23 protein-coding genes and 2 tRNA genes are annotated in these 25,676 nt (G+C 61.4%); 8 read left to right on the forward strand and 17 right to left on the reverse strand.

The window, feature by feature from the left end; translation table 11 throughout:
• A tRNA-Asn gene (locus AC2FNL_RS09010) sits at positions 1-75 on the reverse strand.
• A 74-nt stretch (positions 76-149) separates the two neighbouring features.
• Positions 150-1,064, reverse strand: a complete 915-nt coding sequence (locus AC2FNL_RS09015) for an MBL fold metallo-hydrolase (RefSeq protein WP_496833224.1) — start codon at positions 1,062-1,064, stop codon at positions 150-152.
• Positions 1,065-1,108: 44 nt separating this feature from the next.
• Between AC2FNL_RS09015 and AC2FNL_RS09020 the strand changes: the two genes are divergently transcribed.
• Positions 1,109-2,428, forward strand: a complete 1,320-nt coding sequence (locus AC2FNL_RS09020; RefSeq protein WP_496833226.1) for an ATP-binding protein — start codon at positions 1,109-1,111, stop codon at positions 2,426-2,428.
• Between the two features lie 13 nt (positions 2,429-2,441).
• Here the strand turns inward: AC2FNL_RS09020 and AC2FNL_RS09025 are convergent.
• A tRNA-Ile gene (locus tag AC2FNL_RS09025) sits at positions 2,442-2,518 on the reverse strand.
• 106 nt (positions 2,519-2,624) lie between these two features.
• Between AC2FNL_RS09025 and purM the strand changes: the two genes are divergently transcribed.
• The 3 genes from purM (at position 2,625) to rnd (ending at position 5,535) form a co-directional block, all read left to right on the forward strand.
• Positions 2,625-3,671 carry a phosphoribosylformylglycinamidine cyclo-ligase gene (gene purM, locus AC2FNL_RS09030; protein ID WP_170586839.1) on the forward strand — a complete coding sequence of 349 codons (1,047 nt, stop codon included), beginning with the start codon at positions 2,625-2,627 and terminating at the stop codon, positions 3,669-3,671.
• Positions 3,668-4,264: a phosphoribosylglycinamide formyltransferase gene (purN, locus tag AC2FNL_RS09035; protein WP_170586837.1), complete on the forward strand. Its 597-nt coding sequence runs from the start codon at positions 3,668-3,670 to the stop codon at positions 4,262-4,264. The genes purM and purN overlap by 4 nt, the downstream gene beginning before the upstream one ends.
• 113 nt (positions 4,265-4,377) lie before the next feature.
• The gene (rnd, locus tag AC2FNL_RS09040) at positions 4,378-5,535 is read left to right on the forward strand and encodes a ribonuclease D (protein ID WP_496833228.1); all 1,158 of its coding nucleotides are present in this window, start codon (positions 4,378-4,380) and stop codon (positions 5,533-5,535) included.
• A gap of 8 nt (positions 5,536-5,543) precedes the next feature.
• Here rnd and AC2FNL_RS09045 read toward each other — a convergent pair whose 3' ends face one another.
• Positions 5,544-6,068, reverse strand: coding sequence for a hypothetical protein (locus AC2FNL_RS09045; protein WP_496833229.1), 525 nt, complete (start codon positions 6,066-6,068; stop codon positions 5,544-5,546).
• Positions 6,069-6,205: 137 nt separating this feature from the next.
• On the opposite strand from AC2FNL_RS09045, the gene AC2FNL_RS09050 reads away from it, so the two are divergent.
• Entirely contained in the window at positions 6,206-6,616 is a 411-nt protein-coding gene (locus tag AC2FNL_RS09050) for a SufE family protein (protein WP_170338435.1), read from the forward strand.
• A 25-nt stretch (positions 6,617-6,641) separates the two neighbouring features.
• Here the strand turns inward: AC2FNL_RS09050 and AC2FNL_RS09055 are convergent, their stop codons facing one another.
• Complete coding sequence (locus AC2FNL_RS09055) at positions 6,642-7,313, reverse strand: DUF1638 domain-containing protein (protein ID WP_496833230.1); 672 nt, start codon at positions 7,311-7,313, stop codon at positions 6,642-6,644.
• A 175-nt stretch (positions 7,314-7,488) separates the two neighbouring features.
• A complete protein-coding gene (locus AC2FNL_RS09060; RefSeq protein WP_093962188.1) occupies positions 7,489-8,187 on the reverse strand; it encodes a corrinoid protein in 699 nt (232 codons plus the stop codon).
• 277 nt (positions 8,188-8,464) lie between these two features.
• On the opposite strand from AC2FNL_RS09060, the gene AC2FNL_RS09065 reads away from it, so the two are divergent.
• On the forward strand, positions 8,465-9,535 hold the full coding sequence (locus AC2FNL_RS09065) for a PA0069 family radical SAM protein (protein ID WP_496833231.1): 1,071 nt from the start codon (positions 8,465-8,467) through the stop codon (positions 9,533-9,535).
• Between the two features lie 38 nt (positions 9,536-9,573).
• Here the strand turns inward: AC2FNL_RS09065 and gltA are convergent, their stop codons facing one another.
• Together gltA and gltX are read right to left on the reverse strand one after the other, a co-directional pair.
• Complete coding sequence (gene gltA / locus AC2FNL_RS09070; RefSeq protein WP_093962186.1) at positions 9,574-10,869, reverse strand: citrate synthase; 1,296 nt, start codon at positions 10,867-10,869, stop codon at positions 9,574-9,576.
• Between the two features lie 114 nt (positions 10,870-10,983).
• Complete coding sequence (gene gltX, locus AC2FNL_RS09075; protein ID WP_496833232.1) at positions 10,984-12,390, reverse strand: glutamate--tRNA ligase; 1,407 nt, start codon at positions 12,388-12,390, stop codon at positions 10,984-10,986.
• A gap of 78 nt (positions 12,391-12,468) precedes the next feature.
• On the opposite strand from gltX, the gene AC2FNL_RS09080 reads away from it, so the two are divergent.
• A complete protein-coding gene (locus AC2FNL_RS09080; RefSeq protein WP_496833233.1) occupies positions 12,469-14,511 on the forward strand; it encodes a ComEC/Rec2 family competence protein in 2,043 nt (680 codons plus the stop codon).
• Here AC2FNL_RS09080 and lexA read toward each other — a convergent pair.
• From lexA to AC2FNL_RS09110, 6 genes are all read right to left on the reverse strand, one after another.
• The gene (gene lexA, locus AC2FNL_RS09085; protein ID WP_093962183.1) at positions 14,495-15,193 is read right to left on the reverse strand and encodes a transcriptional repressor LexA; all 699 of its coding nucleotides are present in this window, start codon (positions 15,191-15,193) and stop codon (positions 14,495-14,497) included. The genes AC2FNL_RS09080 and lexA overlap by 17 nt on opposite strands.
• Before the next feature lie 79 nt (positions 15,194-15,272).
• The gene (locus tag AC2FNL_RS09090) at positions 15,273-16,445 is read right to left on the reverse strand and encodes a molybdopterin molybdotransferase MoeA (RefSeq protein WP_496833235.1); all 1,173 of its coding nucleotides are present in this window, start codon (positions 16,443-16,445) and stop codon (positions 15,273-15,275) included.
• Positions 16,442-16,915: a cyclic pyranopterin monophosphate synthase MoaC gene (gene moaC / locus AC2FNL_RS09095; protein WP_093962181.1), complete on the reverse strand. Its 474-nt coding sequence runs from the start codon at positions 16,913-16,915 to the stop codon at positions 16,442-16,444. Before moaC ends, AC2FNL_RS09090 begins: the two co-directional genes overlap by 4 nt.
• Complete coding sequence (gene trpC, locus AC2FNL_RS09100; protein ID WP_170439112.1) at positions 16,915-17,727, reverse strand: indole-3-glycerol phosphate synthase TrpC; 813 nt, start codon at positions 17,725-17,727, stop codon at positions 16,915-16,917. The genes moaC and trpC overlap by 1 nt, the downstream gene beginning before the upstream one ends.
• On the reverse strand, positions 17,724-18,743 hold the full coding sequence (gene trpD, locus AC2FNL_RS09105; RefSeq protein WP_093962179.1) for an anthranilate phosphoribosyltransferase: 1,020 nt from the start codon (positions 18,741-18,743) through the stop codon (positions 17,724-17,726). Before trpD ends, trpC begins: the two co-directional genes overlap by 4 nt.
• Positions 18,740-19,321: an anthranilate synthase component II gene (locus AC2FNL_RS09110; protein ID WP_093962178.1), complete on the reverse strand. Its 582-nt coding sequence runs from the start codon at positions 19,319-19,321 to the stop codon at positions 18,740-18,742. The genes trpD and AC2FNL_RS09110 overlap by 4 nt, the downstream gene beginning before the upstream one ends.
• A 196-nt stretch (positions 19,322-19,517) precedes the next feature.
• Between AC2FNL_RS09110 and AC2FNL_RS09115 the strand changes: the two genes are divergently transcribed.
• The gene (locus tag AC2FNL_RS09115) at positions 19,518-20,981 is read left to right on the forward strand and encodes a divergent polysaccharide deacetylase family protein (RefSeq protein ID WP_093962177.1); all 1,464 of its coding nucleotides are present in this window, start codon (positions 19,518-19,520) and stop codon (positions 20,979-20,981) included.
• 45 nt (positions 20,982-21,026) lie between these two features.
• On the opposite strand, the gene trpE is transcribed toward AC2FNL_RS09115, so the two are convergent.
• From trpE to AC2FNL_RS09130, 3 genes are all read right to left on the reverse strand, one after another.
• Complete coding sequence (trpE, locus tag AC2FNL_RS09120; protein WP_496833237.1) at positions 21,027-22,538, reverse strand: anthranilate synthase component I; 1,512 nt, start codon at positions 22,536-22,538, stop codon at positions 21,027-21,029.
• Positions 22,539-22,549: 11 nt separating this feature from the next.
• Entirely contained in the window at positions 22,550-24,391 is a 1,842-nt protein-coding gene (locus AC2FNL_RS09125; RefSeq protein WP_496833239.1) for a peptidyl-prolyl cis-trans isomerase, read from the reverse strand.
• A gap of 81 nt (positions 24,392-24,472) precedes the next feature.
• Positions 24,473-25,648 (reverse strand): aminotransferase, encoded by a 1,176-nt coding sequence (locus tag AC2FNL_RS09130; protein WP_496833241.1) that lies wholly within the window; start codon positions 25,646-25,648, stop codon positions 24,473-24,475.
• Between the last annotated feature and the right edge of the window lie 28 nt (positions 25,649-25,676).

A 25,676-nucleotide genomic window follows, 5' to 3' on the forward strand; every position in this document is an offset into this window, starting at 1 on the left:
TGGCTCCGGCGGTAGGGATCGAACCTACGACCAATTGATTAACAGTCAACTGCTCTACCGCTGAGCTACGCCGGAACTGAGGCGCGTATAGCAATCCGGTTTTTCGGCGTCCAGAGGGGAAAAGCACCCAGGTCGAATTTTTTGCGCGTTCAGGCGATGCGGTGAAAACTGCTCTGCACCGACAGGGCGCCTTGGGGGGCGACGCGGTCTTTTCCGGTCAGATCCACCAGATGGGCAAACACGTTGCGCTCGGCCGCTGGAAGCAGGGCAGGCGGTGTTTCGACATAGATCCGCTGGGCCAGATCCCGGGCTGTGCCCGGGCGCTCGGTCAGCGCGTCGAGGATTTGTGCCTCGCGTTCCAGCCGATGGCGGATCAACCAGTCAAGCCTTCCCGAGGGGTCTGTGATCGGCGCGCCGTGCCCGGCATGGAAGACGGACCAGTCGCGGGCGCGTAGCCGGTGGCAGGCTTTCATGAAGTCCGTCAGATCGCCATCCGGAGGCGAAACCAGTGAACTGGCCCAACCCATTACGTGATCGGCGGTGAAACACACGTCTCCCCAGGCCAGCGCGATGTGATTGCCCAGATGACCCGGCGTGTGAATAACCTCAAGGCCCCATCCGTCCCCCTCGATCCAGTCGCCGTCCGCCAACTCGATGTCCGGGCGGAATTCCGTGTCGATTCCCTCGCCGCCGCCGGCGAGGCCTTGCTCGGCCAGTTGGGACATGATCGCGCTGCGCCCTGCCTGTGGTCCGCCAAAGGCGTAGATCGGGGCACCTGTCCGTTCTGACAGCGGAGCAGCCAGCGGCGAATGGTCCAAGTGGCTGTGGGTGACCACGATATGGCTGATCTTTTGCCCGGGCTGCAGCGCATCCAGAATGGCTTGCATGTGACAGTCGCTCAACGGTCCGGGGTCGATTACGGCAAGGTCGCTGGTGCCCAGGAGGTATGTATTTGTCCCCAGATAGGTCATCGGCGACGGGTTCGGGGCCAGCAAGAGCCTGAGGCCCGGCTGCAGGGCGACAGGGATCCCCGGTTTCGGGTTGAAATCGTCTGCTGGCAGCATCTTGGCCTCTTTCTCTTGGCGGGGCAGCCCGCTAGGTTTAGCGCATGTCCTCGCGCTGGCTCAAACCCTATTTGCCCCGCAGCTTGTATGCCCGGGCGGCCCTGATTCTGGTGTTGCCGGTGATCGTGGTTCTGTTGGTGGTGTCGGTGGCATTTGTGCGTGAACACCTCGAGGATGTGACCGGTCAGATGACCCGCGCGGCGTCGCGCGAAGTGCGGCTGGTTCTGGAAGATATTCAGGGTGCCGAAACCCAACAGCAGGCGCTGGCCGCGGTGCGCCGGGATCTGAGGGTGCTGGACATGCAGGCCCGTTTCCTGGGGATCAACGAAACGCCTAAGATTGAACCGCGGCGCTGGTATGATTTCATCGCGCCGCAGATCGACGCTGATCTTCAAGAGCTGCTGCCAAACCTCGTGGCGGTATCGTTGCCGGACAGTCAGGTCGCGACTTTGTTCTTGAACACCCATCTGGGTGTGTTGGAGCTTGGCTTCGATCGCCGGCGACTGTCGACGGTCGCTCCGCACCAGTTGATCGTTACGATGCTGTTCTTTGCGGTGATCATGACCTCGATTTCGTTCTTGTACATGCGCAATCAGTTGCGGCCGATCACTCGGCTGGCCGTTGCGGCGCAGGCTTTTGGACGGGGTCGGGTCGTGCCGTTCACCCCCGGAGGGGCCGTCGAGGTGCGGGCCGCCGGTAGCGCGTTTCTTGACATGCGTGCCCGGATCGAGCGGCAGATCGAGCAGCGGACCTTGATGCTGTCGGGTGTCAGCCATGACCTGCGAACGCCTCTGACCCGGCTCAAGCTTGGCCTGTCGATGCTGCCCGAGGACGATGCCAAGCCGCTGCTTCAGGACGTGAACGAGATGCAGTCACTCCTGGATGCCTTCCTTGATTTCTCGCGCGGCGCGTCTGAGGGAGAGCAGGTCGAGATTCGTCCGGATGAGCTTTTGCGCTCGATCGTGGATGATGCGCAACGGGCCGGACAAAGTGTCGAGTTGCTGCCGCCCGAAGGGCAGGGTGCTGTGATGCTGCGTCCGACTGCGATCCGCCGCGCCGTGGAAAACCTGATCGGCAACGCGGTGCGCTACGGGTCGCACGCGATGGTCAGCATGACCCTGACCGACAAATCGCTGCGCATTCGGGTCGAGGATGATGGTCCCGGTATCCCGCCCGAGCAGCGGACCGAGGCGGTGAAACCGTTCAGCCGGTTGGACCCGTCGCGGAACCAGAATCAGGGCAGCGGGGTGGGCCTCGGGCTTGCGATCGTTGCAGATATCGCTCGTGTCCACGGCGGTGTTTTGCGCCTGGGCCAAAGCGAACGCTTGGGCGGTTTGTGCGCAGATATCATCATTGGGCGGTGATTTCGGCCGTATTTGGTAGGCCCGGAGGGACTCGAACCCCCAACCAAAGCGTTATGAGCGCTCTGCTCTAACCAATTGAGCTACAGGCCCGCCTGAGCGCTTGGGTACCACGCAGAACAGCCGCGTCAAGCCTGACCGTTGCAACGCGGCGCACAATCGACTAACCCGCGCTGAAAGCATTCATGAGGGAACGGCCATGACAGCGGGCAAGAACGGCATCACCTATGCAGATGCGGGTGTGGACATCGATGCGGGCAATGCCCTGGTTGACCGGATCAAGCCCGCCGCCAAGCGTACGAACCGCCCCGGCGTCATGAGCGGCCTTGGCGGGTTCGGCGCGCTGTTCGACCTGAAAGGGGCAGGGTATTCCGACCCGATCCTGGTGGGCGCAACCGATGGCGTCGGCACCAAGCTGCGGATCGCGATCGACACCGGCGTGGTCGATGGCGTGGGCATCGATCTGGTGGCCATGTGCGTGAACGACCTGATCTGCCAGGGGGCAGAGCCGCTGTTCTTCCTGGACTATTTCGCAACTGGCAAGCTGGACACCGACACCGCAGCGCGGATCATCGAGGGCATCGCCGAGGGCTGTGTCCGCTCGGGATGTGCCTTGATCGGGGGTGAGACCGCCGAAATGCCGGGGATGTACCCCGATGGCGATTTTGACTTGGCCGGGTTTGCCGTCGGCGCGATGGAGCGCGGCAGCGATCTGCCCGCCGGTGTGCAGGCCGGGAATGTTCTGCTGGGGCTGGCCTCGGACGGGGTGCATTCCAACGGTTATTCGCTAGTGCGCAAGTTGGTTCAGATCTCGGGTCTGGGATGGGATGCGGATTCACCGTTTTGTGACGGGCCTTTGGGAGAGGCGCTGCTGACGCCCACGCGGCTTTACGTCAAACCCGCCTTGGCCGCGATCCGGGCCGGTGGCGTTCATGCGCTGGCGCATATCACCGGCGGCGGGCTGACCGAGAACCTGCCGCGCGTGCTGCCCGACGATCTGGGTGCGCAAATCGACCTGACCGCCTGGGATCTGCCGCCGGTGTTCCGCTGGATGGCGGAAACCGGAGGCATCGCCGAGTCGGAAATGCTCAAGACTTTCAACTGCGGAATCGGCATGATCGTCGTCTGTGCCGCCGACCGCGCCGATGACTTGGCCGCCCTGCTGTCGGATGCCGGCGAGAGCGTCGCGCGCATCGGGTCGGTCACCGAAGGGGCGGGCGTCAGCTACGCAGGCAAGCTGCTGTGAGCCACAAGCGCGTCGCCATCCTGATTTCCGGGGGCGGGTCGAACATGGTGTCGCTGGTCGACAGCATGACCGGTGACCATCCGGCGCTCCCCTGTCTGGTTCTGTCGAACAATGCAGATGCTGGCGGCTTGGCCAAGGCGGCGGATCGCGGGATTGCCACAGCCGTGGTCGATCACCGACCGTTCGGTGGTGACCGCGCCGCATTTGAGGCCGAGCTGTGCAAGCCGCTGCTCGAGGCGCAGCCAGACATCGTCTGCCTGGCGGGGTTCATGCGCGTGCTGACTGGCGATTTCGTGTCCCGCTTTCAGGGGCGGATGCTGAATATCCACCCCTCGCTGCTGCCCAAGTACAAAGGGCTCAACACCCACGCCCGAGCCATCGCCGCCGGGGATGCCGAACACGGCTGCACCGTCCACGAGGTCACCGCGGCGTTGGATGACGGGCCGATCCTGGGGCAAGCCCGAGTTCCGGTCGAACCCGGCGACACCCCGGATTCGCTTGCTCGGAAGGTGCTGGCCTGGGAACACAAGCTGTATCCGGCGGTTCTGGAGCGCTTTGCCCGTGGCGATCGCGCACCGGTGTTACTCCCCTGATCTTGCGCCAGAGATTTACATGAGCGGCCAATTCGGCCTATGGTCTGGCCAAGCGCTCGGGGCAGAAGAAACCAACGGGCAATGACCAGAGCAAGAGCAAGAATAGCAAGCGCATGAAGACCCTCAAAACCACGCGAGAGTTGGCTGACTTCTGCAAGGCTGCCGCCCAACACCCCTATGTGACCGTCGACACCGAATTCCTGCGCGAGCGGACCTACTACTCCAAGCTATGTCTGGTGCAGTTGGCTGTGCCCTCTGAAGACGAGGACAGCGCGGTATTGGTCGATCCGCTGGCAGACGGGTTGTCGCTGGAGCCGCTTTACGAATTGTTCCAAAACGAAAACGTCGTCAAAGTGTTCCATGCCGCCCGCCAGGACCTTGAGATTTTCTGGGTAGAAGCCGGCATTTTCCCCAGACCGCTTTTCGATACGCAGGTCGCTGCGATGGTTTGCGGTTTCGGGGAACAGGTTGGCTATGAAACGCTGGTTCGCAAGATCTGCAAACAGGGTCTGGACAAGACCTCGCGGTTTACCGATTGGTCGCGGCGCCCGCTGAGTGAGGCGCAGCAGACCTATGCGCTGGCGGATGTGACGCATCTGCGCAAAATCTATGAACATCTGGCCGCCGAGCTGGAAAAGTCCAAACGCAGCCATTGGGTAGCGGAGGAGTTGCGCGTTCTGACCGATCCCGCAACCTATGACATCCGCCCCGAAGAGGCATGGCGGCGGGTCAAGACCCGGACCAACTCGGCCAAGTTCCTTGCGGTGGTGCGGGAGCTTGCCCGGTTCCGTGAGGAATATGCCCAACAAAACAACGTGCCGCGCAGCCGTGTATTCAAGGATGATGCGCTGGTCGAACTGGCGTCGACCAAACCACGCACGCATGCTGATCTGGGCGGCTCGCGTTTGCTGCTGCGCGAAGCGCGCAAAGGTGCCATCGCCGACGGGATTCTGGCCGCCGTGCAGGCAGGTGTGAATTGCCCGCCAGAGGATCTTCCCAAAGTGGACAACAGCCGGGACAAGATCAAGGTGAACCCTGCGCTGGCTGACCTGCTGCGAGTTTTGCTGAAGTCAAAGACGGAAACCGCAGGGGTCGCGGCCAAGCTCATCGCGACCAGCTCGGAGCTGGATCAGATCGCGGCTGGGGACCGTGACGTTGCTGCGATGTCCGGCTGGCGGTTCGAGGTCTTTGGCGAGGACGCGCTCAAACTTTGCAGAGGCGAGATTGCCTTGGCAGCGAAGGGGAAAACTGTTCAGGTCGTCCCCCTGTAAGATTGATTTCAGCGCCGACGCGATTCCAGGGCGTTCTGCTGACCGACCACGCGGATCAGACGAATGCCTTCAAGGTCCTGAAGGCTGACATTGACTGCATCGGTCACTTCACGCGTACGTTCGGGCCCCTGCGCAGTGGCATAGGTCGGGTAGTTCACGCGGAAAACAAACTCCATAACGCCGTTCTTCCGGTTTTCCTCGGATTCGACAAAGGTGAGCTTTGCGTCATAGGCGCCTTGGCGGAAGGCGGTGCCTTGCGCGACCACAATGGCACCCGAGGCGTTCGGCTCGATCCGCAGCTCTGTGATGGTGGTGATCGGTACGCTGGTGTCTTCAGGATCAGGGCGCGCGAACAGTCCCCGGCCCGAGCTTTGCTTCGGTACCAGCGCGTCTGCGTCGCTGGCCGATGTCTCGACCGGGGCAGGGGTGCTGTTCCCGAACCAGTTCGACGGGTTTGCCCGGGAGTCGCGCCAGCTGCTGCAGGCGGACAGGGTCAACAGGGTGACGAGAAGGACGGAAACAGTTTTTTGCATGGACCCAAAGCTTTGCAAGGTATTACTCGCACTGGGTAGCCTACTTTGGGTCGTTTGAAAAGCCGCCCATAGGGGTGGACACCGGACATCGGGCGACTTAGGTCAGAACCAGAACCGCAACCAGAGGACCCACGTTCATGGCCACGCCTGCCTTTGAGGAGATTGTCGAGGATTTCGAGTTCCTTGAGGACTGGGAGGACCGGTACCGCCACGTGATCGAGCAGGGCAAGGCGATGGAGCCGCTGGATGACGCCTTGAAGGTGCCGGCAACCAAAGTCCATGGCTGCGCTAGTCAGGTCTGGCTTCATCCGGTGATCGAAGATGGTGTTTTTCGGTTTGACGGCGACAGCGATGCGCTGATCGTGCGTGGTCTGATTGCTGTATTGCGCTCGCTTTACAACGGTTTGCCCGTTGCCGAAGTGGAGAAGGTCGACGCCGCGGCCGAGCTTGCCCGATTGGAATTGAATGAACATCTGTCGGCCCAGCGGTCGAACGGTGTGCGTGCGATGATCGACCGAATCCGAGACGTAGCGCGCGAAAACGCCTGAGACAGTTTCACCACTCGGGGGCCAATCAGGAAGATTTGGGGCGTGCGTCGGCCCAGTCTGTCAGCGTGGTCTGGAGATCGCCATATCCGGTGAAACGGCGTTCGAACTCCAGCCCCATCCGATCCGCGCATTCCTGTGCCCGACGGGTCAGTTCGGGGTCATCTGTCTGCGCCTGGTAGATCAGCTTGGTGTAATTTCCGAAATACATGTCGCGCAGTTCCGGGTGCCGATCCAGCCCCAGCGGCTTCCAGACGAACGCATCAAATTGTCTGGCCAGAAAGTCAGTCAGGTAAAAGGCCGTAGTCTCATCGTCGCCGCGTTCGGCGAATTTGTCGTTTCCTTCGAAGAAGGAATAACAGTGCGGCCCCCGCACCATTTCGACACCCAGCCGTTTACAAGCCTGCTCCAACAGTCCGCCGGTCCCGCAATCGGCATAGACGACAAAAATCCGGTCATACTGGTCGCGATGCTTGGCGACGGCATCCTCGACGGCCTGAGTGATCCGTTCGGGATAGACATGCAGGATGGCAGGCAGGCACGTCAGTGCAAGGTGGTCCCAGCCGTTGCGTGTCTTCAGGTCCAGAATCTCGCGCGCCAACGCACCGCAGGCGATCAACAGGATGCTTTGCCGTGCATCCATCTCGTCAAACCCCTGTTCCGTCAGGCGTTTGTCGTCAGGTATGTCGTTCTGCGGCATGTGTCGCCTCCGCAAGGTTCCAATGTCAAATGACTGCGAAAAAGCCCCGGATGCAAGTTCGCGGCCTTTGGGATCACACACTCGGCACCCGAGTTTCAATCTCGTTGTGATGCCACGGCCCGGAAATGAAAAAGCCGCCCGGACAGGCGGCTTTGTCAAAACAAGGCGTTCAGGATCAACCCGCCAGTTGGTTGTGCTTGCGCGAGACGAATTCCTTGGCGGTTTCGACCGCAACCGCCGCGTCCCGGCAATAGGCGTCAGCGCCGATTGCCTTGCCGAACTCTTCGTTCAGTGGGGCGCCGCCGACCAGCACGATGTAATCGTCACGCTTGCCCTGTTCGACCAACGTGTCGATGACCACTTTCATATACGGCATGGTCGTCGTCAGCAGAGCCGACATACCCAGAATATCAGGCTGCTCGGTTTCCAGCGCTTCCAGGTAGTTTTCGACCGGATTGTTGATGCCGATATCGACAACCTCGAAGCCGGCGCCTTCCATCATCATCGAGACGAGGTTCTTGCCGATGTCGTGGATGTCGCCCTTTACGGTACCGATCACCATCTTGCCGACGCGCGGAGCGCCGGTTTCCGCCAGCAGAGGCTTGAGGATGGCCATGCCGCCCTTCATCGCGTTGGCGGCCAGCAGAACTTCGGGGACGAACAGGATGCCGTCGCGGAAATCCTGTCCGACGATGGTCATACCGCCGACCAGCGCCTTGGTCAGAATGTCATACGGTGCCCATCCACGTTCCAGCAGGATGTTCACGCCTTCTTCGATCTCTTCCTTCAGACCATCGTAGAGGTCATCAAACATCTGTTCGACGAGTTCGTCGTCGTTGAGTTCCGACAGGACGATGTCTTCTTCATCGGACATGGGTCATTTCCCTGAGCTGGCGGGCCTTGTGCCCTTGGTGGCTGTTTTTCCCGTTTTGGCCATTTCGCCGCAGTTAGACTGTGACGATTGCGACCTCGGCGGCTCCGAGACCGACCTATAGGTTAAAATCTTGCCGCGCTCGACGCCAAATTTCACATGATCTTTCTGAGCGGTATTCATGGGTTCTGTGCCTGGAACAAGGCGGGCAACTGTGATGGCGGACTTGCCGCGGAAACCCGCAGATGCTAGGAGTATCGAGAACAAAAAGGAAACAAATATGCCGTTGCGCCACACTATTTCCGGGCGAGGTGCCATATCGAACGACGCTGGTCGGTACGAGGCGTATGCGCACGAAGCGGTCGATGACGGCTGGGAGGATCCCGAGCCTCTGCCTCCATTGCGAACCTCGGTTCGGGACGAGGTCGCGAAGTCTCTGATCACCTACAACAAGTCACCGGATCTGCCATTTGACCGGTCGATCAACCCGTATCGCGGGTGCGAACACGGTTGCGTCTACTGCTTTGCCCGACCCACACATGCATATCTCGGTCTTTCTGCCGGGTTGGATTTCGAAACGCGTCTGATCGCACGTCCGAACGCGCCGGATGTGCTTGCGCGCGAGCTTTCGTCCGCGCGGTACAAGGTGGCGCCGATTGCGCTGGGTACAAATACGGACCCGTATCAGCCGATCGAAAAAACACGTTCGATCACAAGGGCCTGCCTGGATGTTCTGAGAGATTTCAACCACCCGGTTGCGATCGTGACCAAGGGCGCTTTGATCGAACGAGACATCGATATTCTAGCTCCGATGGCCGCCCTTGGGCTGGTCCGGGTCGGCATCTCGCTGACCACGTTGGATGATAGCCTGTCGCGGCGGATGGAACCGCGTGCCCCTGCACCAAGACGCCGGCTGCTCATGATCCGAAAGTTGAACGAGGCCGGGATACCCGTTCGCGTCATGACGTCCCCGATCATACCGGGACTGACCGATCACGAGCTTGAAGCGTTGTTGGAGGCGGGCCGTGACGCGGGCGCGGATGCGGCCAGTTGGATCATGCTACGGTTGCCCCGCGAAGTCTCGCAACTGTGGCAGGAATGGTTGACCGAACACGAGCCCGGTCGCGCCGAAAAGGTCATGGCGCGGTTGCGCGAATTGCACGGGGGCAGGGACTACGACCCGCGGTGGGGGCATCGGATGCGCGGCGAGGGGGTCTACGCCGAAATGGTCGCCAAGCGGTTCAAGTCTGCGATTGCGAGGCTTGGCTTGGCGACCACAACTCCCAAACTGCGTTGCGACCTCTTTGCCCGGCCTGCGCGGGCCGGGGATCAATTGTCACTGTTCCAATAAGAAAAGACCCCGCTCGATGGCGGGGCCTGTTGTCTGTCTCAGCGGTTTTCGATGTCGACGTAGTCGCGCAGAGTTTCGCCCAGATACAGCTGGCGCGGGCGGCCAATCTTGTTCTGAGGATCGGCGATCATTTCTTTCCACTGGCTGACCCAGCCAACGGTGCGCGACAGCGCGAAGATCGGGGTGAACATCGAGGTCGGGAAACCCATCGCCTCGAGGATGATGCCCGAGTAGAAATCGACGTTCGGGAACAGCTTCTTGTCGACGAAATACGGATCTTCCAGTGCCTGTTTCTCAAGCGCCTTGGCGACCTGCAGTTTCGGGTTGTTCTCGATGCCCAGCAAGTCCAGAACCTCGTCGGCCGACTGCTTCATCACTTTGGCGCGCGGGTCAAAGTTCTTGTACACGCGGTGGCCAAAGCCCATCAGGCGGAACGGATCGTTCTTGTCCTTGGCACGTTCAATGAACTCGGGAATGCGGTCGACGCTGCCGATCTCTTCCAGCATCTCCAGGCAGGCCTGGTTGGCGCCGCCGTGCGCAGGGCCCCAGAGGCAGGCGATACCGGCTGCAACACAAGCGAACGGGTTTGCGCCCGAAGACGAGGCCAGACGCACCGTCGAAGTCGAGGCGTTCTGTTCGTGATCGGCGTGCAGGGTGAAAATCCGGTCCATGGCGCGGCTGAGGATTGGGTTCACCTCGTAATCCTCGGCCGGAACCGCGAAACACATGCGCAGGAAGTTCGACGCATAGTCCAGATCGTTGCGCGGATACACGAAGGGCTGGCCGATATGGTATTTGTAGGCCCAGGCCGCGATGGTGGGCATCTTGGCGATCAGGCGGTGCGACGCGATCTCGCGCTGGCGCGGATCCGAGATGTCGGTCGAGTCATGGTAGAAGGCAGACATCGCGCCCACGACACCCACCATGATCGCCATCGGGTGCGCGTCTCGGCGGAACCCGCGATAGAAATACTGCATCTGCTCATGCAGCATCGTGTGGTGGGTGATGGTGGATTCGAACTGTTCCAGTTCGTCGGCCTTGGGCAGATATCCGTACAGCAGCAGGAAGCAAACTTCGAGGAAGTGCGATTTCTCGGCCAGTTGGTCAATCGGATAGCCACGGTGCAGCAACTCACCTTTTTCACCGTCAATATAGGTGATGGTGCTGTCGCAGCTGGCGGTCGAGGTAAAGCCGGGGTCATAGGTGAACACGCCCGCCTGACCATAGAGCTTGCGGATGTCGACTACATCGGGTCCTGCCGTTGGCGAATGAACCGGCAACTCATAGGTTTTTCCGTGGACGGTCAGAGTCGCTGTCTTGTTGCTCTCGGTCATGTTTTCCCTTCCTCAATCATACGAATGCCGGCTCGCTGACCGACAAAACGGGCGGTGATCGCGCAAGGCTGCGCGAGTCAGGTCGTAGCGGAGCAGCATTACCCGAATGTGAAGTCAGGACTGTGCCGCTGCATCAGAAATCCGTGCAATGGCCTCATCCCGACCCAGCACGAGCATCATGTCAAAAACCGAAGGTGTGACGGCCCGACCCGCCAACGCAGCCCTGAGGGGGCCAGCCAGCTTGCCGAACTTCAACCCGTTTGCCTCGGCAAACGAATTGAGGGTCTCCTCCAGTTCGTTCCGCGTCCAGCTAGCATTTTGCAGCTGCGGCGTCAATTGATCCAGTATACCGTCGGATACAGAACTCAGCGCCTTTTCTGCTTTCTCATCGCGCTGGATCGGCCGCGAGGTCAGTGCAAAATGCGCCTTTTCAAGGAGTTCTGGAAATGTACGCGCCCGATCCTTGAGGCAATACATCGCACGTTCCAAATCATCCGATTGTGTTCTTGTCAGCGCAGGCAGGCCAGCGGCGTCCAGATATTCTTCGATTTCTTGCCGCAATGCAGCATCATCGGATATGGCGATGTGCTGTCCGCACAAGTTCTCGAGCTTTTTCAGATCGAACCGCGCCGGGCTTTTCCCGATTCCGTCCAGGTCGAACCATTCCTTGGCCTGTTCATCTGTAAAAAACTCGTCGTCCCCGTGGCTCCAGCCCAGGCGCGCCAGGTAGTTTCGCATACCGGCGGCAGGATAGCCCATGGCCTGATACTCCTGCGCGCCCAACGCGCCGTGCCGCTTGCTGAGTTTCTTGCCGTCAGGGCCGTGGATCAGCGGGATGTGCGCCCAAACCGGAACCTTCCAGCCCATGGCTTCATAGATCATCATCTGCCGCGCCGCGTTGTTCAGGTGGTCGTCGCCGCGAATGACATGGGTCACACCCATGTCGTGGTCATCAACGACCACCGCCAGCATATAGACCGGTGTACCGTCCGAACGCAGGAGGACCATGTCGTCCAGCTGATCGTTTCGGATGGTCACGTCACCCTGGACCTTGTCGCGGATGACAGTTGTGCCGTCCTGCGGAGCCTTGATCCGCACAACAAAAGGGCGATCGGGGTGGGTGCTGGGATCGGCGTCGCGCCACGGGCTGCGGAACAAGGTCGACTTGCCTTCGGCCCGGGCCTGTTCACGAAAGGCCGCGATCTCTTCCTGGGTTGCAAAGCACTTGTATGCTTTGCCTTCTGCCAGCAGCTGGTGGGCGACTTCGGCGTGACGAGCTGCGCCTTCGAACTGGCTGATGACATCTCCGTCGTGGTCGAGCCCGAGCCAGCTCATGCCCTTGAGGATTGCCTCGGTCGCTTCGGGCGTTGACCGTTCGCGGTCCGTATCTTCGATCCGCAGTAGGAACTTTCCGCCTCGACCGCGGGCGTAAAGCCAATTGAACAGCGCAGTACGGGCTCCGCCAATGTGCAGATAGCCGGTGGGCGAGGGTGCAAATCGGGTAACGACCTGATCGGACATTGTAGTGATTAACCTTTTGGTAACCGCGTTGAGCGTAGAGTTGAGCCTGTCTAACGAGCCTCAAGGACGGGGGCAACCATGCGTGTTGTGGCGTGGGTCGAAGGTGCGTTGCTAAACCAGCGAGGGCACCTTTTGCCTTGGTCTCCGGTTTGTCTGGCCATCGGCATAGGCCTGTATTTCGCAATCCGGTTCGAGCCGGATGCGCGGATTTATTCGGGCCTGTCCGGGTTGGTCCTGCTTGCCATTTGGGCCAGCCGCCGGATGTCGTCTGCCTGGGCTCCGTTGGCAATAGGGGGGGCGCTGGTCGCCGTCGGGTTCATCCTGGCGGGTGCTCGCGCTCACATGATTGCAGAGCCGGTTTTGAAATGGCGCTATTACGGCCCGGTTGAGGGGAGGGTCGTGGCGTTGGATCGCTCTGCTTCGGATGCGCTGCGGGTTACGCTGGACCAGGTGCGGATCGGGGACGTGCCGCCGGACCAAGCCCCGCGGCGCATCCGACTTTCGTTGCATGGCGACCATGTACCGATTGTGCCAGGGCAACGCGTTATGACGACGGCCCATCTGTCACCGCCGCAAGGTCCCGTCGAGCCCGGCGGCTTTGATTTTCGCAGACATGCCTGGTTTCAGCGCTTGGGCGCGGTCGGATACGCGCGCACGCCGGTGGTCACCGCCGCTCCGGCCCGCTTTGAGGCCGGGGTGCGTGTCGTTGCGGTGCGCATGGCCATTTCCGACAGAGTGCGAGAAGTGCTGCCAGGTGATGTCGGCGGCTTTGCCGCCGCTGTTTCGACCGGGGATCGCAGCGGCATCAGCGCCGACGCTTTGGACAAATTGCGTGCGTCGAACCTTGCCCATCTGCTTGCAATCTCAGGCCTGCATATGGGGTTGTTGACGGGGTTCGTCTTTGTGACTTGCCGGGTACTGCTTGCGGCCTTGCCTGCACTGGCGTTGCGGTGGCCGGTCCGCAAGGTTGCCGCGGTCTGCGCGCTGATCGCTGCAACGCTCTATCTGTTGCTTTCTGGGGGCAATGTCGCGACCGAGCGCGCTTTCGTGATGGTATCGGTTCTGTTTGGGGCAGTTTTGATCGATCGGCGTGCCATATCCTTGCGGGCCGTCGCGGTTGCCGCGCTGTTGGTGCTGTTTCTTCGCCCTGAATCATTGCTCAGCCCCGGTTTTCAGATGTCCTTTGCCGCCACGACAGCACTGGTCGCGGTTTTCGGTGCCCTTCGCGACGTCGAGGTTCCAAGAGTGCCCAAGTGGTTGCGCCCGGTGGGTGGGCTTCTGTGCTCCTCGGCGGTCGCTGGTTTGGCGACGGCCCCAATTGGTGCGGCACATTTCAACATGGTTTCGCACTACGGCTTGCTGGCCAACACCCTGTCCGTGCCGGTTATGGGATCCGTCGTGGTTCCCTCGGCAGTTCTGGCAGCGATCCTCGCGCCTTTCGGGATCGAGGCCGTGGCGATCCATGTGATGGGTTTCGGGCTGGCGTGGATCCTGGCCGTCTCGGACTGGGTGTCCGGCCTGGATGGTGCGCGGAGCTTTGTTGCCAGCTCGCCCGGTTTTGTCCTGCCGCTGTTTTCCTTGGGTGCGCTGTGGGTCATTTTGTGGCAGGGACGCAGCCGCTGGGTCGGAGTTTTTCCGATGGCGTTCGCCGCAGTATTCTGGGGACAAGGGCAGCGGCCCGAGGTGCTGATCGCCGATTCAGGTGGTTTGGTTGGGGTGATGACCGAGCGGGGCCGCGCGTTGAGCAAGGAAAAAGGCGCTGGGTTCGTCGCTTCGGTCTGGCTTGAAAACGATGGAGACGGAGCAACCCAGCCGGAGGCTGCAGGCCGGTGGCCATCGGCCCCAGATCTTGTTCAGCGATACCCTTTCGAGAAATTCCAGCTGGTCCACATCACGGGCAAGCGCGCGGCCCAGCAGGTCACCGTTTGCCACCCGGGCGAACTCGTGGTCTCTGCTGTGCCGATCAAGCTGACTGGTGACTGCGCCGTTTTTGATCCAGACCGACTGCGAAAGACCGGAAGCCTTGCGATCCGCCAAGGAAAGCTGTTCAGCAGCGCTGATGCGACGGGGCCGCGCCTTTGGTCACCGGCTCGGCCCGACGGCTTCAGTAAGTCCGAATAAGTCCGACCAGACGCCCTTGGACCTTGACCTTGTCCTCGGGCAATACCCGCGTTTCGTAAGCGGGGTTGGCGGCCTCGAGCGCAATCGCCTGGCCGCGCCGGAAGAACCTTTTGAGGGTTGCTTCCTGGTCTTCGACCAAGGCCACGACAATGTCGCCATTGTCTGCCGAAGATGTTTCGCGGATCACGACCACGTCCCCGTCATTGATACCGGCGTCGATCATGGAATCTCCGCGCACCTCAAGGGCATAGTGTTCGCCACGGCCCGATACCATCGTGCCCGGTACCGCAACATGATGGGAAACGTGGCTGATCGCCTCGATCGGAACACCGGCAGCAATTCTGCCCATCACCGGAAGTTCGAGAGCGTCCACCGACACAGGCTCGACATTGGCGGGGCGGGGCACGCTGGGCTTGTCACCTTCGATCACGCGGGGCGTGAAGCCGGCGGTCGGCTCGCCCCCCAGGCTTTCAGGCAGTTTCACGATCTCGATCGCGCGCGCCCTGTGGGCGAGACGCCGAATGAACCCACGCTCTTCCAGCGCGGTGATCAACCGATGGATGCCGGATTTGGATCTCAGGTCCAACGCCGTTTTCATTTCGTCAAAGCTGGGTGGAACACCGTCCGCCTGAACGCGTTTGTGGATGAATTCCAGCAAATCCAATTGCTTCTTGGTCAGCATCGCTCACACCTCGTTCCCATGCGTTTTCTTTTGTTCTACGCATGTTCACGTTTTGTGTCAATGGATTTGCCGGCTGAACCTAAATCGGCAGGTAGGACACCGTTTCCCCCGCAGCCCGCGCGGGATCGTTTGGAGGGCGCATCAGCAAGGCGTTCGACCGCGCCAGAACGCTGAGCAGCGAACTGTCCTGATCCTCGAAGGCGCGTATCCCATCGCTTTCCAATCGAGCGCGCATATAGTGCTCGCGCGGGCCGTTTGGTGGCAGGGCCTTCGACAGGATGGCCTGATGGAGTATCGGATCAACAGTCTGGATGCCCAGCATTTTTTTGACCAAGGGAACCAGGAAGAGATATCCGCAAACCATCGCGCTGACTGGGTTGCCGGGCAACCCGATCATCGCCGCATCACCCAGCCGCCCGGCCATCAGCGGCTTGCCGGGGCGCATCAGGACCTTGTAGAAGGATTGTTCGAGCCCCAGCCGTTGCGATGCTTCGGCCACAAGGTCGTAGTCACCCACCGACGCTCCACCAATTGTCACGACCAGATCGGCGCCTTCGGCCAAGCCAAACGCGGTTTCCAGCGATGACAGTGTGTCTTGTGCCACTGGCAACATGCGAACATGTGCGCCAGCCTTCTCGAGCAACGCTTTGATGCCAAACGAGTTCGAGGCAATGATCTGGTCAGGTCCCGGAGTTTCGCCCGGCATGACCAGCTCGTTTCCCGTGGCGATCAGCGCGATCTGAGGTTTGGTGGCCACGGAGACAGTTGGAACATTCATCGCCGCCAGCAATGCAAGATCTTCGGGCGAGAGGACTCGCGGCGCACTAACTACATCGCCGATGGTGAAGTCCACGCCTGCCGGTCGGATGTTGGTTTTTTGGCCGGGATCTTCCGTGATCGTCAACAGATCGCCGCGCAGGTCGGTGTCTTCCTGGATGACGACGAAATCTGCCCCCTCGGGGACAGGCGCCCCGGTGAAGATCCGAACCGCCTGACCCGGGCCAACCGTACCCGTGAAACGCTGACCAGCGGCGGCCTCACCGATGACCTTGAACATCGCGTGGGGTTCAACCTCGGCCGACTTCAGCGCATATCCATCCATTGAAGAGGCGGCAAACGGGGGTTGGTCCCGCTCGGCTTTGACATCCCGCATCAGCACTCGGCCGGCCGCGTCAGCAAGCGCAACCTGCTCTTCGGGCATGGTGGCGACCAGGCCGAACAGCAGCTGTCGGGCTTCTTCAACCGTTATCATTTCGCCTCGTAACGACCTGACTTACCGCCATCTTTCAGCAGAACGCGGATCCCCCCGATTTCCATTGCCTTGTCGACGGCTTTGGCCATGTCATAGACGGTCAGCGCCGCGGTAGACACGGCTGTCAGGGCCTCCATCTCGACACCAGTCTGACCGGTGGTCTTGACCGTCGCTTCGATCTGCACGCCGGGCAGGTCCGGGTCCAATGTCAGGTCGACCGACACCTTGGTGACAGGCAGGGGATGGCACAACGGTATCAGGTCCGGTGTCTTCTTTGCTCCCATGATCCCGGCCAACCGGGCAACCCCCAGAACGTCGCCCTTCTTCGCGCGGCCTTCGGAAATGATTTCAAAGGTTTGTTGAGCCATTTTCACGTGGCCCGCGGCAACGGCGACCCGGTTTGTCGTGTCCTTGTCCGATACATCGACCATATGGGCCTGGCCGTCGCTGTCAAAATGCGTCAGGGGCATCACATGACCCCCGGCACCAGCGGGTTCGACAGGATGTGACGGGTTGCGGCGGCGACGTCCTGCTGCCGCATGAGGCTTTCTCCGATCAGGAAACACCGGGCACCATAGCGGGCGATATCCGCAAGGTCTTCCGGGGTGTTCAGCCCGCTTTCGCACACGATCATGCGGTCAGCGGGAACCAGCTTGGACAAGCGACGAGTGGTATCAAGCGAAGTTTCGAACGTCTTGAGATTGCGGTTGTTTATCCCGATGAGGGGGCTTTTGAGATCGGCCGCGCGCTCAAGCTCGGCCTCGTCATGTACCTCGATCAGGACATCCATGTCCCAGTCAAACGCGGTCTGTTCCAGTTCGGCGGCTTGCTGGTCGTCCACCGATGCCATGATGATCAGGATACAGTCGGCGCCCAGTGCACGCGCTTCGACCACTTGATAGGGATCATACATGAAGTCCTTGCGCAGTGCCGGAAGCGAGCATGCAGCCCGGGCCGCGGTCAGGAATTCCTTGGAACCTTGAAAGCTGGGTGTGTCGGTCAAAACCGAAAGGCAGGCGGCGCCGCCTTCTTCATAGGCTTTTGCCAGCGCGGGCGGATCGAAATCCTCACGGATCAACCCCTTGGACGGGCTTGCTTTCTTGATTTCGGCGATCAGACCATACCCGCGGCGACTGGCCGTGCGCAGTGCCTCCACAAAGCCGCGCGTCTCAGACGCTTCGCGGGCTTGTTGCTCAACCTCGTCCAGGGGAACTTGGGCTTTGTCGGCGGCGACTTCTTCCAGCTTGTAGGCCTTGATCTTATCCAGAACGGTTTCGGTCATGCGGCTTCCTGTGTGAGTTGTGCCAGAGCAGCAATCTTGTCTTTCGCCTTGCCGCTGTCGATGCTTTCGGCGGCCATTTCGACGCCTTGTTTCAGGTCCGGTGCAGCTTCGGCGACCACAAGGGCAGCGGCCGCGTTCAGCAGGACCGCATCCCGGTAGGCCGACGGCGCGCCATCCAGCAATGCGCGGAACGCAACGGCGTTTTCCTCGGGTGTGCCGCCCAGAATATCTTCAAACGGATGAACCGGCAGGCCCGCATCTTCGGGATGCAGTTCAACCTCTTTCACCCGTCCGTCCTCAAGCGACGCGACCCAGCTGATGCCAGTAATCGTCAACTCGTCGGTCCCGTCCGAGCCATGTACCAGCCAGGCGTGCTCGGCCCCAAGCAGGCCAAGGGTCTCGGCCATCGGTCGGATCAGGTCACGGCTGAAGGCTCCGGTCAGCTGCCGCTTGACGCCGGCGGGGTTGGTCAGGGGGCCAAGGATGTTGAAGATGGTTCGGGTGCCAAGCTCTTGCCGGGTGGGCATTACATGGGCGATGGCCGGGTGATGCATGGGCGCCATCATGAACCCGATGCCGACGGTCTGCAAAGCTTTTTCAACAACTTGCGACCCGACCATCACGTTGATTCCCATCTGTCCCAATGCGTCGGCGGCCCCGGATTTCGAGCTGAGATTCCGGTTGCCATGCTTGGCCACGGTCACGCCCGCGCCAGCCACGACAAAGGCCGTTGCGGTCGAGATATTGAGCGTGCCTTTCCCGTCGCCGCCGGTCCCCACGATGTCGATCGCGCCAGATGGCGCTTTGACCGCGTTGCATTTCGCGCGCATCACGGCGGCGGCGGCGGCATATTCCTCGACCGTTTCGCCGCGCGTCCGCATGGCCATCAACAGACCGCCGATCTGGCTGGGCGTGGCGCGGCCCTCAAACAGGATCTCAAAGGCCTGTTCGGCTTCGGCACGGGTCAGGGCGCGATCGGCCGCAGCTCCGATCAACGGTTTCAGCGCGTCACTCATGCGGGGACTTTCATTTCGTTCAGGAAATTCTTCAGCAGAGCGTGGCCGTGTTCCGAGGCGATCGATTCCGGGTGGAATTGAACACCATGGATCGGCAGCTCTTTGTGTTGCAGGCCCATGATGGTGCCGTCTTCCAACTCTGCCGAGATTTCGAGGCAATCGGGCAGGGTATCCCGATCGACGACCAGTGAATGGTAGCGGGTCGCCTCAAACGGTGACGGCAGGCCGGCGAACAGGCCTTTGCCAGTGTGATGCATGGTTCCCATTTTGCCGTGCACGATTTCGTGGCACCGTACGACCTTGCCGCCAAAGGCCTGACCAATGGTCTGGTGACCCAGACATACGCCCATCAAAGGCGTGCGCGTTTCCGCGGCAGCCTCGGTCAGCGCGAGGCAGATCCCGGCCTGGTTCGGATCACAAGGGCCGGGGCTCAGCAAGATGCCGGAAGGGTTCATGGCCATAGCTTCCTGCACATCCAGCGCATCATTGCGGCGCACGACCATTTCCGCGCCCAATTCGCCCAAATAGTGGACAAGGTTGTAGGTAAACGAGTCGTAGTTGTCGATCAGCAGCAGCATTTGGCACTTGTCTTGTGTTTGGGCAATTCGGACTGGCGATACAGCCCCGCGCCACGGTATAGTGTTGGGACATACATGCTCAGGCTTGTGCGGCAGCGTCAAGGGGACAACCTCTACAAGGCGACCGGACGGGTGAGTGCCGCAGAGACGGTGCACGGGCTGCCGAGGCAGGATGAAAGACGAGAGGCAAGAACAGATGGGCGGATTTATCGGTGGAATGATCGCCGGCGCGGTCGTTGTGTTGGTTCTGGGCGCAGTGCTTTCCCTGAACACGCCACTTGGCAGCAAACCGGATATTCAGACAGCGGCGCCAGCCGCGGCGGAAGCCGATCTGCCCAAGGCGGATACTGAGGTGCAGGGCGCTGGTCCGGATTCCGATCTTGTCGAAATCGCACCACGAGCGCTTGAGGCGCTGGACGATACGTCGGATGGGGCCACTGGGCTGGATGGCATTCAGGCCGAGCCGGATGATCGTCCGCAGGTTGGTGACACCGTAGCAGGCCTGAACCACCCGGGTGCAGGAGATGCCGCGTCGGTCGATGTGACGACCGACGCGCCAGCCGCGCCCCCGGCGCCCGGACCGGTTCCGTCCAGCCCGGACGAAGAGGTCCAGCCTGTCACTGTGGACGCGACGCCGCCGACCGCACCGCAGCCACCGGCGCAAGAGGTCACGGCCGTCGAGCCCGAGACCGCCGAACCAGAGACCACGGCAAATGCGGAACCCGAAGCGACCCCCGAGCCGGAAACAGCTGTGCTGCCGTCGACGCCTGAGCCGGATCAACCGACCGGAACCGGCGACAGCCCGATCGCGGTCGAGGGGGACGAAGACACGCAGCCTCGCAAACGGGCCCGGATCGCGGCCTTGCCCCAGATCGGCGGCGAACAGGCAACGGCCTCATCCTCGATTGCCGGCAAACGCGTGATCCCGCTGACCGAACGCGATGATGCCCCGGCCGATCAGCCGGCAGAGGGTGAGGGCATGCCCGGCAAGCCGATCGATGCTTATGCGGCTGCCTTTGACAACCCGGATGCCAAACCGCTGATGTCGATCATCCTGATCGATGACGAAGGTGCGTTCGGGGCTGAGGCGCTGAAGGATTTTCCGTATCCACTGAGCTTTGCGGTCAGCCCTTCGGATCCGCAAGCGGCGGAGAAGATGAAGCGCTATCGCGAGGCTGGGTTCGAGGTTCTGGCCTTGACCGACCTGCCAAAGGCGGCCAGCGCGCAGGATGCCGAAGTTTCGCTGGCGGTCTGGCTTGAAACCTTGCCTGAAACCGTTGGCCTGCTTGAGGGCGTGAACACCGGGATACAAGGCAACCGAAAGTTGGCCGATCAGGTGGCTGCCATCGCGGCAGGAACGGGCCGTGGGCTGGTCGTGCAGGACAACGGGCTGAATACCGTTCAAAAGCTGGCCGCGCGGGCCGGTATTCCATCCAGTGTGGTGTTCCGCGACATCGACGGTGCGCGTCAGGATCCAACGGTCATGCGCCGGTTTCTGGACCAGGCCGCTTTTCGTGCCGGGCAGGAAGGCGCGGTTGTGATGCTGGGCCGATTGCGGCCCGAGACAATTTCGGCGTTGTTGCTCTGGGGGCTTGAGGATCGCGGCAACCGAGTTGCCCTGGCCCCGATCTCGGCGGTGATGAAAAGCCAGATCCAGTAATCAGCGTAGAAAAAGAAGAAAAGGCGGCCAGTTTGGCCGCCTTTTTTATGAATTCCCGGATCCGGTGAACCGCGCCGCATCCGCGGCGGCCCGTCTGATCGCATTCGATTTGTGCACGGTTTCCATATATTCGGCCTCGGGGTCGCTGTCATAGACGACACCACCGCCGGCCTGGATATAAAGTTTCTGGTCCTTCACGATGGCTGTACGCAGCGCAATGCACATGTCCATGTCGCCACCGGCGCTGAAATAGCCGACACCGCCGCCGTAGACACCGCGCTTTTCGGGTTCCAACTCGTCGATGATCTGCATCGCCCGGACCTTCGGTGCACCCGAAACCGTGCCCGCAGGCATCCCGGCAAAGAAGGCGTCCAGGGCATCCTTGTCGTCGGCCAACTCGCCCACAACGTTCGACACGATGTGCATCACGTGGCTGTAGCGCTCGATGATGAATTCCTCGGTCGGGCGGACGGTGCCGATTTTGGACACGCGACCTGTGTCGTTGCGGCCCAGGTCCAGCAGCATGAGGTGCTCGGCCAGTTCCTTTTTGTCGGCCAGCAAATCCAGCTCGTTGGCCTTGTCCTCTTCGGGGGTCGCACCACGGGGACGTGTTCCGGCGATCGGCCGGATGGTCACTTCGTTGCCGAACACGCGTACAAGTATCTCGGGGCTGGCGCCGATCACCTGAAAGCCACCGAAGTTGAAATAGAACATGAACGGCGACGGATTCGTGCGGCGCAAGGAACGATACAGTGCAAAGGGCGGCAGCGGGAAATCCTGCGTCCAGCGTTGTGCCGGAACCACCTGGAAGATGTCACCAGCCTGGATGTACTCCTTGGCCTTTTCTACGGCTTCCATGTAGCCCGATTTGGTGAAGTTGGATACCGGCGGCGCGATCTCGTGCGCTTCGCCCAAATCCCGCGATTCCGAGGGCATCGCGCGTTCCAGGTCGCGCACCGCGTCCATCACACGCTCGGCCGCTTGTGCGTAGGCGGCCTTGGCTGACTGCCCGTCGCTGGCCCAGGCCGGAGACACAATGGTGACTTCGCCTTTCACACCGTCCAAGACCGCAACCACCGACGGGCGCAGCAGTATCGCATCCGGCAGCCCCAGAGGATCGGGGTTCACATCCGGCAGGTGTTCGACAAGGCGCACCATGTCGTATCCCAGATAACCGAACAGGCCGGCCGCAGCCTGGGGCAGGTCATCGGGCAGGTCGATGCCGCTTTCGGCGAGCAGCGCGCGCAGGTTGTCCATCGGGTTGCCATCTTGCGCGTCGAACGCATCCGCATCAAACCGCGCCGAACGGTTCAATTCCGAGGTTTCGCCCCGACAGCGCCAGATCAGATCCGGCTTCATCCCGATGATCGAATACCGCCCGCGAACTTCGCCTCCGGTCACCGATTCAAGGACGAAGGCGTCCTTCTGGGCGCCCGTCAGCTTGAGCATCAGCGAAACCGGTGTGTCCAGATCCGCGGCCAGACGGGTATAAACGACTTGGTTCTGTCCGGCCTCGTAGGCGCGGGCAAAGCTGTCGAAATCGGGTGTCAGAGCCATTTTCGTTCCGGTCAGAAGTTGGCCTGAACCGCGTTCAGCGCGCGCTGGTCCAGGGTCGGCCGCGCGCGTGTCTGAGCGTCGCGCACATAGATGTCGAAGATGTTTTGGGCCAGTGCCTGGTTCAGCTGAGCGGCAGCGGCTTCCTGCATCAGGCGCTGTTCGTCGGTTTCCGCAGGCGGAAGAACCTCGTCCAGCCGTACGATGAATGCCGCATCCGGTCCCGCGATCACGCGCATCTCATTGGGCTCCATCTCAAAGATCTGGGTCATGAAGTCGGCCGGTACGTTATCCAGAAACGCGGTACGGGTCAGCGCGTTTTCGACACGGAATGGCAGCCCGGTCGCCGTGAAATCACCGTCGACGGCCAATTGAGTCACGATGCCGTTGGCCTGTTCCTCAAGCGCCTTGGCCGTCTGTTCCTGTACCCATGCGGCGGCGACGCGGTCGCGAGCGGACTCCAGCGGCTCGGGGCGCGGCGGCAGAACCTCATCCAGCCGCAGGGCAAAGATCGAACCATCCTCGAGGAATCCGATTTCCGGGAAATCATCTTCGCGGACGGCCTGAGCGGCCTGGCGGAAGCCGTCATACGCGGCGATGCCGTCGTCGCTTTGGCGGGTCCAGTCAATCTTGCCAAGCTCCATTTCGGTCTCGTTGGCCAACTCTTCCAGCGTGGCGCCGCCGGCCAGCATGTCGTTGATCTCTTCGGCCTGGCTTTCGATCAGGCGCCGGGCGCGTTCGCCGGCCAGCTCTGCACGCAGTTCCGGTTCGGCGTCCTCAAAGCTCACGTTCTGTTCGGCCAGCGATCCGTTGACCCGGAACAGGGCCGGACCAAAGACCGAGGGCAGGGGACCCACGACCTGATCAATCTCTGCGGCAAAAACGGCATCCGCGGCCTCGCCCAGATCTTCGCGGGTCACATCGCCCAGATCGACACTGCTCAGTTCAAGTTCGCGTTCGCGTACCAGCTGCTCAAAATCCGCCCCGCCGACTTCCAGCTGCGCCATCGCCGCAGTCGCCTCTTCTTCCGAGGGGTAGACCAGCCGCTCAACCAGACGACGTTCGGGTTGCTGATACTGGTCCTTGCGCTGTTCATACAGACGCTTGAGCGCGTCTTCGTCGATTTCGACCGTATCCTGCAGCATCTCCGGCGACAGAACGGCGTAGGTGATCTTTTTGGTGCGCGGCAGGGTGAACCGATCGGTATTCGCGTCGTAAAACGCTTGGATCTCGGCCTCTGTCGGCTCGGGGATCGGGGTCGTCAGAGCGTCCGGCGACAGAGTTGCGACGGTAAAGCTGCGGCGAGCGAGAACATAGTCGGCCAAGGCTTTGGTCATGATCGCGGGCATTTCAACACCGTCCATCATCGCGCCTTGGACAATTGTCCGTGCTGTTTCCTTTCGCAGGTCTTCCTCGAACTCGGTTTCGGTCATGCCGATCTGTTCCAGCTGGAAGCGGTAGGCTTCGCGGTCAAAAGATCCGTCAGGGCCCTGAAAGGCCTGAATGCCGACGATTTCCTTCTGCAGGTTGGCATCACCGATCGAAACACCCAGCTGTGCGACCTCGTTGTTCAGGGCTGCCAGCGAAACCAGACGCGCCAAGGCCCGCTGATCCAGCCCCAGCTCGCGGGCTTGTGACATCTGCATCGGTTGACCGGTCTGCGCCTCGACCGCGCGGATTTCGCGCTGCAGCTCGCGGACATAGGCATCGACCGAAACGTCCTCATCCCCGACCTGGGCGACTGTGCGTACCGTTCCGCTGAGGTTGACGGCGCCAAAACCGGCAAGACCCAGCATCAGCATGCCCATGAGAATCCAGACGAAGGTTTTGGAGAGTTTGTTAATGCCTGCGGCCATAGTGCCCTCTTGGATCTTGCGGCAGGGTTCTGCCGTGACTGTTGCGGCCCTGAATACGACGCGGGATGCCGGGGGGCAAGCTCAGAAGGACAGAGCCTGCAAGCGGTCGAACAATAGCCCGATTCCGGCACGGTCCAGATTGGCGAAAGCAATGCGCACCTGGCGTTTCCCGGCGGGGTCGTGATCGGGCATGAACATCGTGCCCGGCAACAGCAGAATACCCGCCTCGGCGACCAGTCTGCGCGCCAGAATATCCGACGGCATGTCGAACGGGTGTTCGAGATAGGCGAAGTAGGCCCCGAGACCCAGCAGCCGCCATCCCTTGTCCGTCAGGCGGGGCATGTTCTGCGTGATTGCGGCGCGGCGATCCAGAATCTCGGCGCGTTCCCCGGCCAGCCATTGAGACAGGTTCTGCATCCCCCACAGCGCCGCGAACTGGCCCATTTGTCCGGGGCAGATGGCGACGGTGTCGAGGAACTTCTCGACCTCGGCCAGCAGCGGCGCACCGGTGGCGATCGCACCCACCCGGTGGCCGGTTAGGCGGTAGGCCTTCGAGAAGGAATATAGATGCACCAGCGTCCGGTCCCAGTCGGACTGCTGGAACAGCGCGTGCGGCGGGCCACTGCGGCTGTCGAAATCACGATAGGTTTCATCGACCAGCAGGCGCAGGCCATGCTGTTGCGCAAGGTCATAGAAGGCTCGGACCAGATCCGCTGGGTATTCGACCCCACCCGGATTGTTGGGCGTGACCAGCGCGATCGCGCGCGTGCGCTCGGTGATCAGCGCGCGCGCCTGTTCCGGATCGGGCAGTAGGTCCGACCCGGTCGGCAGATCAACCGCCCGCACTCCGGCCATGTCCAACCACATTTTATGGTTGAAATACCAGGGTGTTGGCAGGATGACCTCATCCCCTTGATCGGTGATCGCCGAGATGGCCGAGGCAAAGGCCTGATTGCATCCCGAGGTGATGGCTGTCTGCTCCGGCCGAACCTCGGCAGCGTAGTGATCGCCGATCTCACGCGCGAGCTCCGTGCGCAGATCGGGGTTGCCCAATACCGGGCCGTAGAGATGTGCGGCGTCCTGATTGATCGCGAAATCGGCCATCGCCTGCCGCAGCGCCAGAGGCGGCGGATCGACCGGCGCCGCCTGGCTGACATTGATCAGCGGGCGGTCTTCCGAGAACGTGACCCCTTCGAGCCAACGCCGCGCCTCCATCACCGGAGGGGCGAAGGTGGCGGCGGTGCGGGTCAATGTCATCGGGTGTCCGGTCTTGCTGATTTGTGGT

The organism is Ruegeria sp. CRTD044, from assembly GCF_059613485.1.

Excerpts from the sequence above, each read along its gene's own strand:
- AC2FNL_RS09015 (WP_496833224.1), bottom strand. The coding sequence starts at position 1,064 with ATGCTGCCAGCAGACGATTTCAACCCGAAACCGGGGATCCCTGTCGCC.
- AC2FNL_RS09020 (WP_496833226.1), top strand. The coding sequence starts at position 1,109 with ATGTCCTCGCGCTGGCTCAAACCCTATTTGCCCCGCAGCTTGTATGCC.
- purM (WP_170586839.1), top strand. The coding sequence starts at position 2,625 with ATGACAGCGGGCAAGAACGGCATCACCTATGCAGATGCGGGTGTGGAC.
- rnd (WP_496833228.1), top strand. The coding sequence starts at position 4,378 with ATGAAGACCCTCAAAACCACGCGAGAGTTGGCTGACTTCTGCAAGGCT.
- AC2FNL_RS09045 (WP_496833229.1), bottom strand. The coding sequence starts at position 6,068 with ATGCAAAAAACTGTTTCCGTCCTTCTCGTCACCCTGTTGACCCTGTCC.
- AC2FNL_RS09050 (WP_170338435.1), top strand. The coding sequence starts at position 6,206 with ATGGCCACGCCTGCCTTTGAGGAGATTGTCGAGGATTTCGAGTTCCTT.
- AC2FNL_RS09055 (WP_496833230.1), bottom strand. The coding sequence starts at position 7,313 with ATGCCGCAGAACGACATACCTGACGACAAACGCCTGACGGAACAGGGG.
- AC2FNL_RS09060 (WP_093962188.1), bottom strand. The coding sequence starts at position 8,187 with ATGTCCGATGAAGAAGACATCGTCCTGTCGGAACTCAACGACGACGAA.
- AC2FNL_RS09065 (WP_496833231.1), top strand. The coding sequence starts at position 8,465 with ATGCCGTTGCGCCACACTATTTCCGGGCGAGGTGCCATATCGAACGAC.
- gltA (WP_093962186.1), bottom strand. The coding sequence starts at position 10,869 with ATGACCGAGAGCAACAAGACAGCGACTCTGACCGTCCACGGAAAAACC.
- gltX (WP_496833232.1), bottom strand. The coding sequence starts at position 12,390 with ATGTCCGATCAGGTCGTTACCCGATTTGCACCCTCGCCCACCGGCTAT.
- AC2FNL_RS09080 (WP_496833233.1), top strand. The coding sequence starts at position 12,469 with ATGCGTGTTGTGGCGTGGGTCGAAGGTGCGTTGCTAAACCAGCGAGGG.
- lexA (WP_093962183.1), bottom strand. The coding sequence starts at position 15,193 with ATGCTGACCAAGAAGCAATTGGATTTGCTGGAATTCATCCACAAACGC.
- AC2FNL_RS09090 (WP_496833235.1), bottom strand. The coding sequence starts at position 16,445 with ATGATAACGGTTGAAGAAGCCCGACAGCTGCTGTTCGGCCTGGTCGCC.
- moaC (WP_093962181.1), bottom strand. The coding sequence starts at position 16,915 with ATGCCCCTGACGCATTTTGACAGCGACGGCCAGGCCCATATGGTCGAT.
- trpC (WP_170439112.1), bottom strand. The coding sequence starts at position 17,727 with ATGACCGAAACCGTTCTGGATAAGATCAAGGCCTACAAGCTGGAAGAA.
- trpD (WP_093962179.1), bottom strand. The coding sequence starts at position 18,743 with ATGAGTGACGCGCTGAAACCGTTGATCGGAGCTGCGGCCGATCGCGCC.
- AC2FNL_RS09110 (WP_093962178.1), bottom strand. The coding sequence starts at position 19,321 with ATGCTGCTGCTGATCGACAACTACGACTCGTTTACCTACAACCTTGTC.
- AC2FNL_RS09115 (WP_093962177.1), top strand. The coding sequence starts at position 19,518 with ATGGGCGGATTTATCGGTGGAATGATCGCCGGCGCGGTCGTTGTGTTG.
- trpE (WP_496833237.1), bottom strand. The coding sequence starts at position 22,538 with ATGGCTCTGACACCCGATTTCGACAGCTTTGCCCGCGCCTACGAGGCC.
- AC2FNL_RS09125 (WP_496833239.1), bottom strand. The coding sequence starts at position 24,391 with ATGGCCGCAGGCATTAACAAACTCTCCAAAACCTTCGTCTGGATTCTC.
- AC2FNL_RS09130 (WP_496833241.1), bottom strand. The coding sequence starts at position 25,648 with ATGACATTGACCCGCACCGCCGCCACCTTCGCCCCTCCGGTGATGGAG.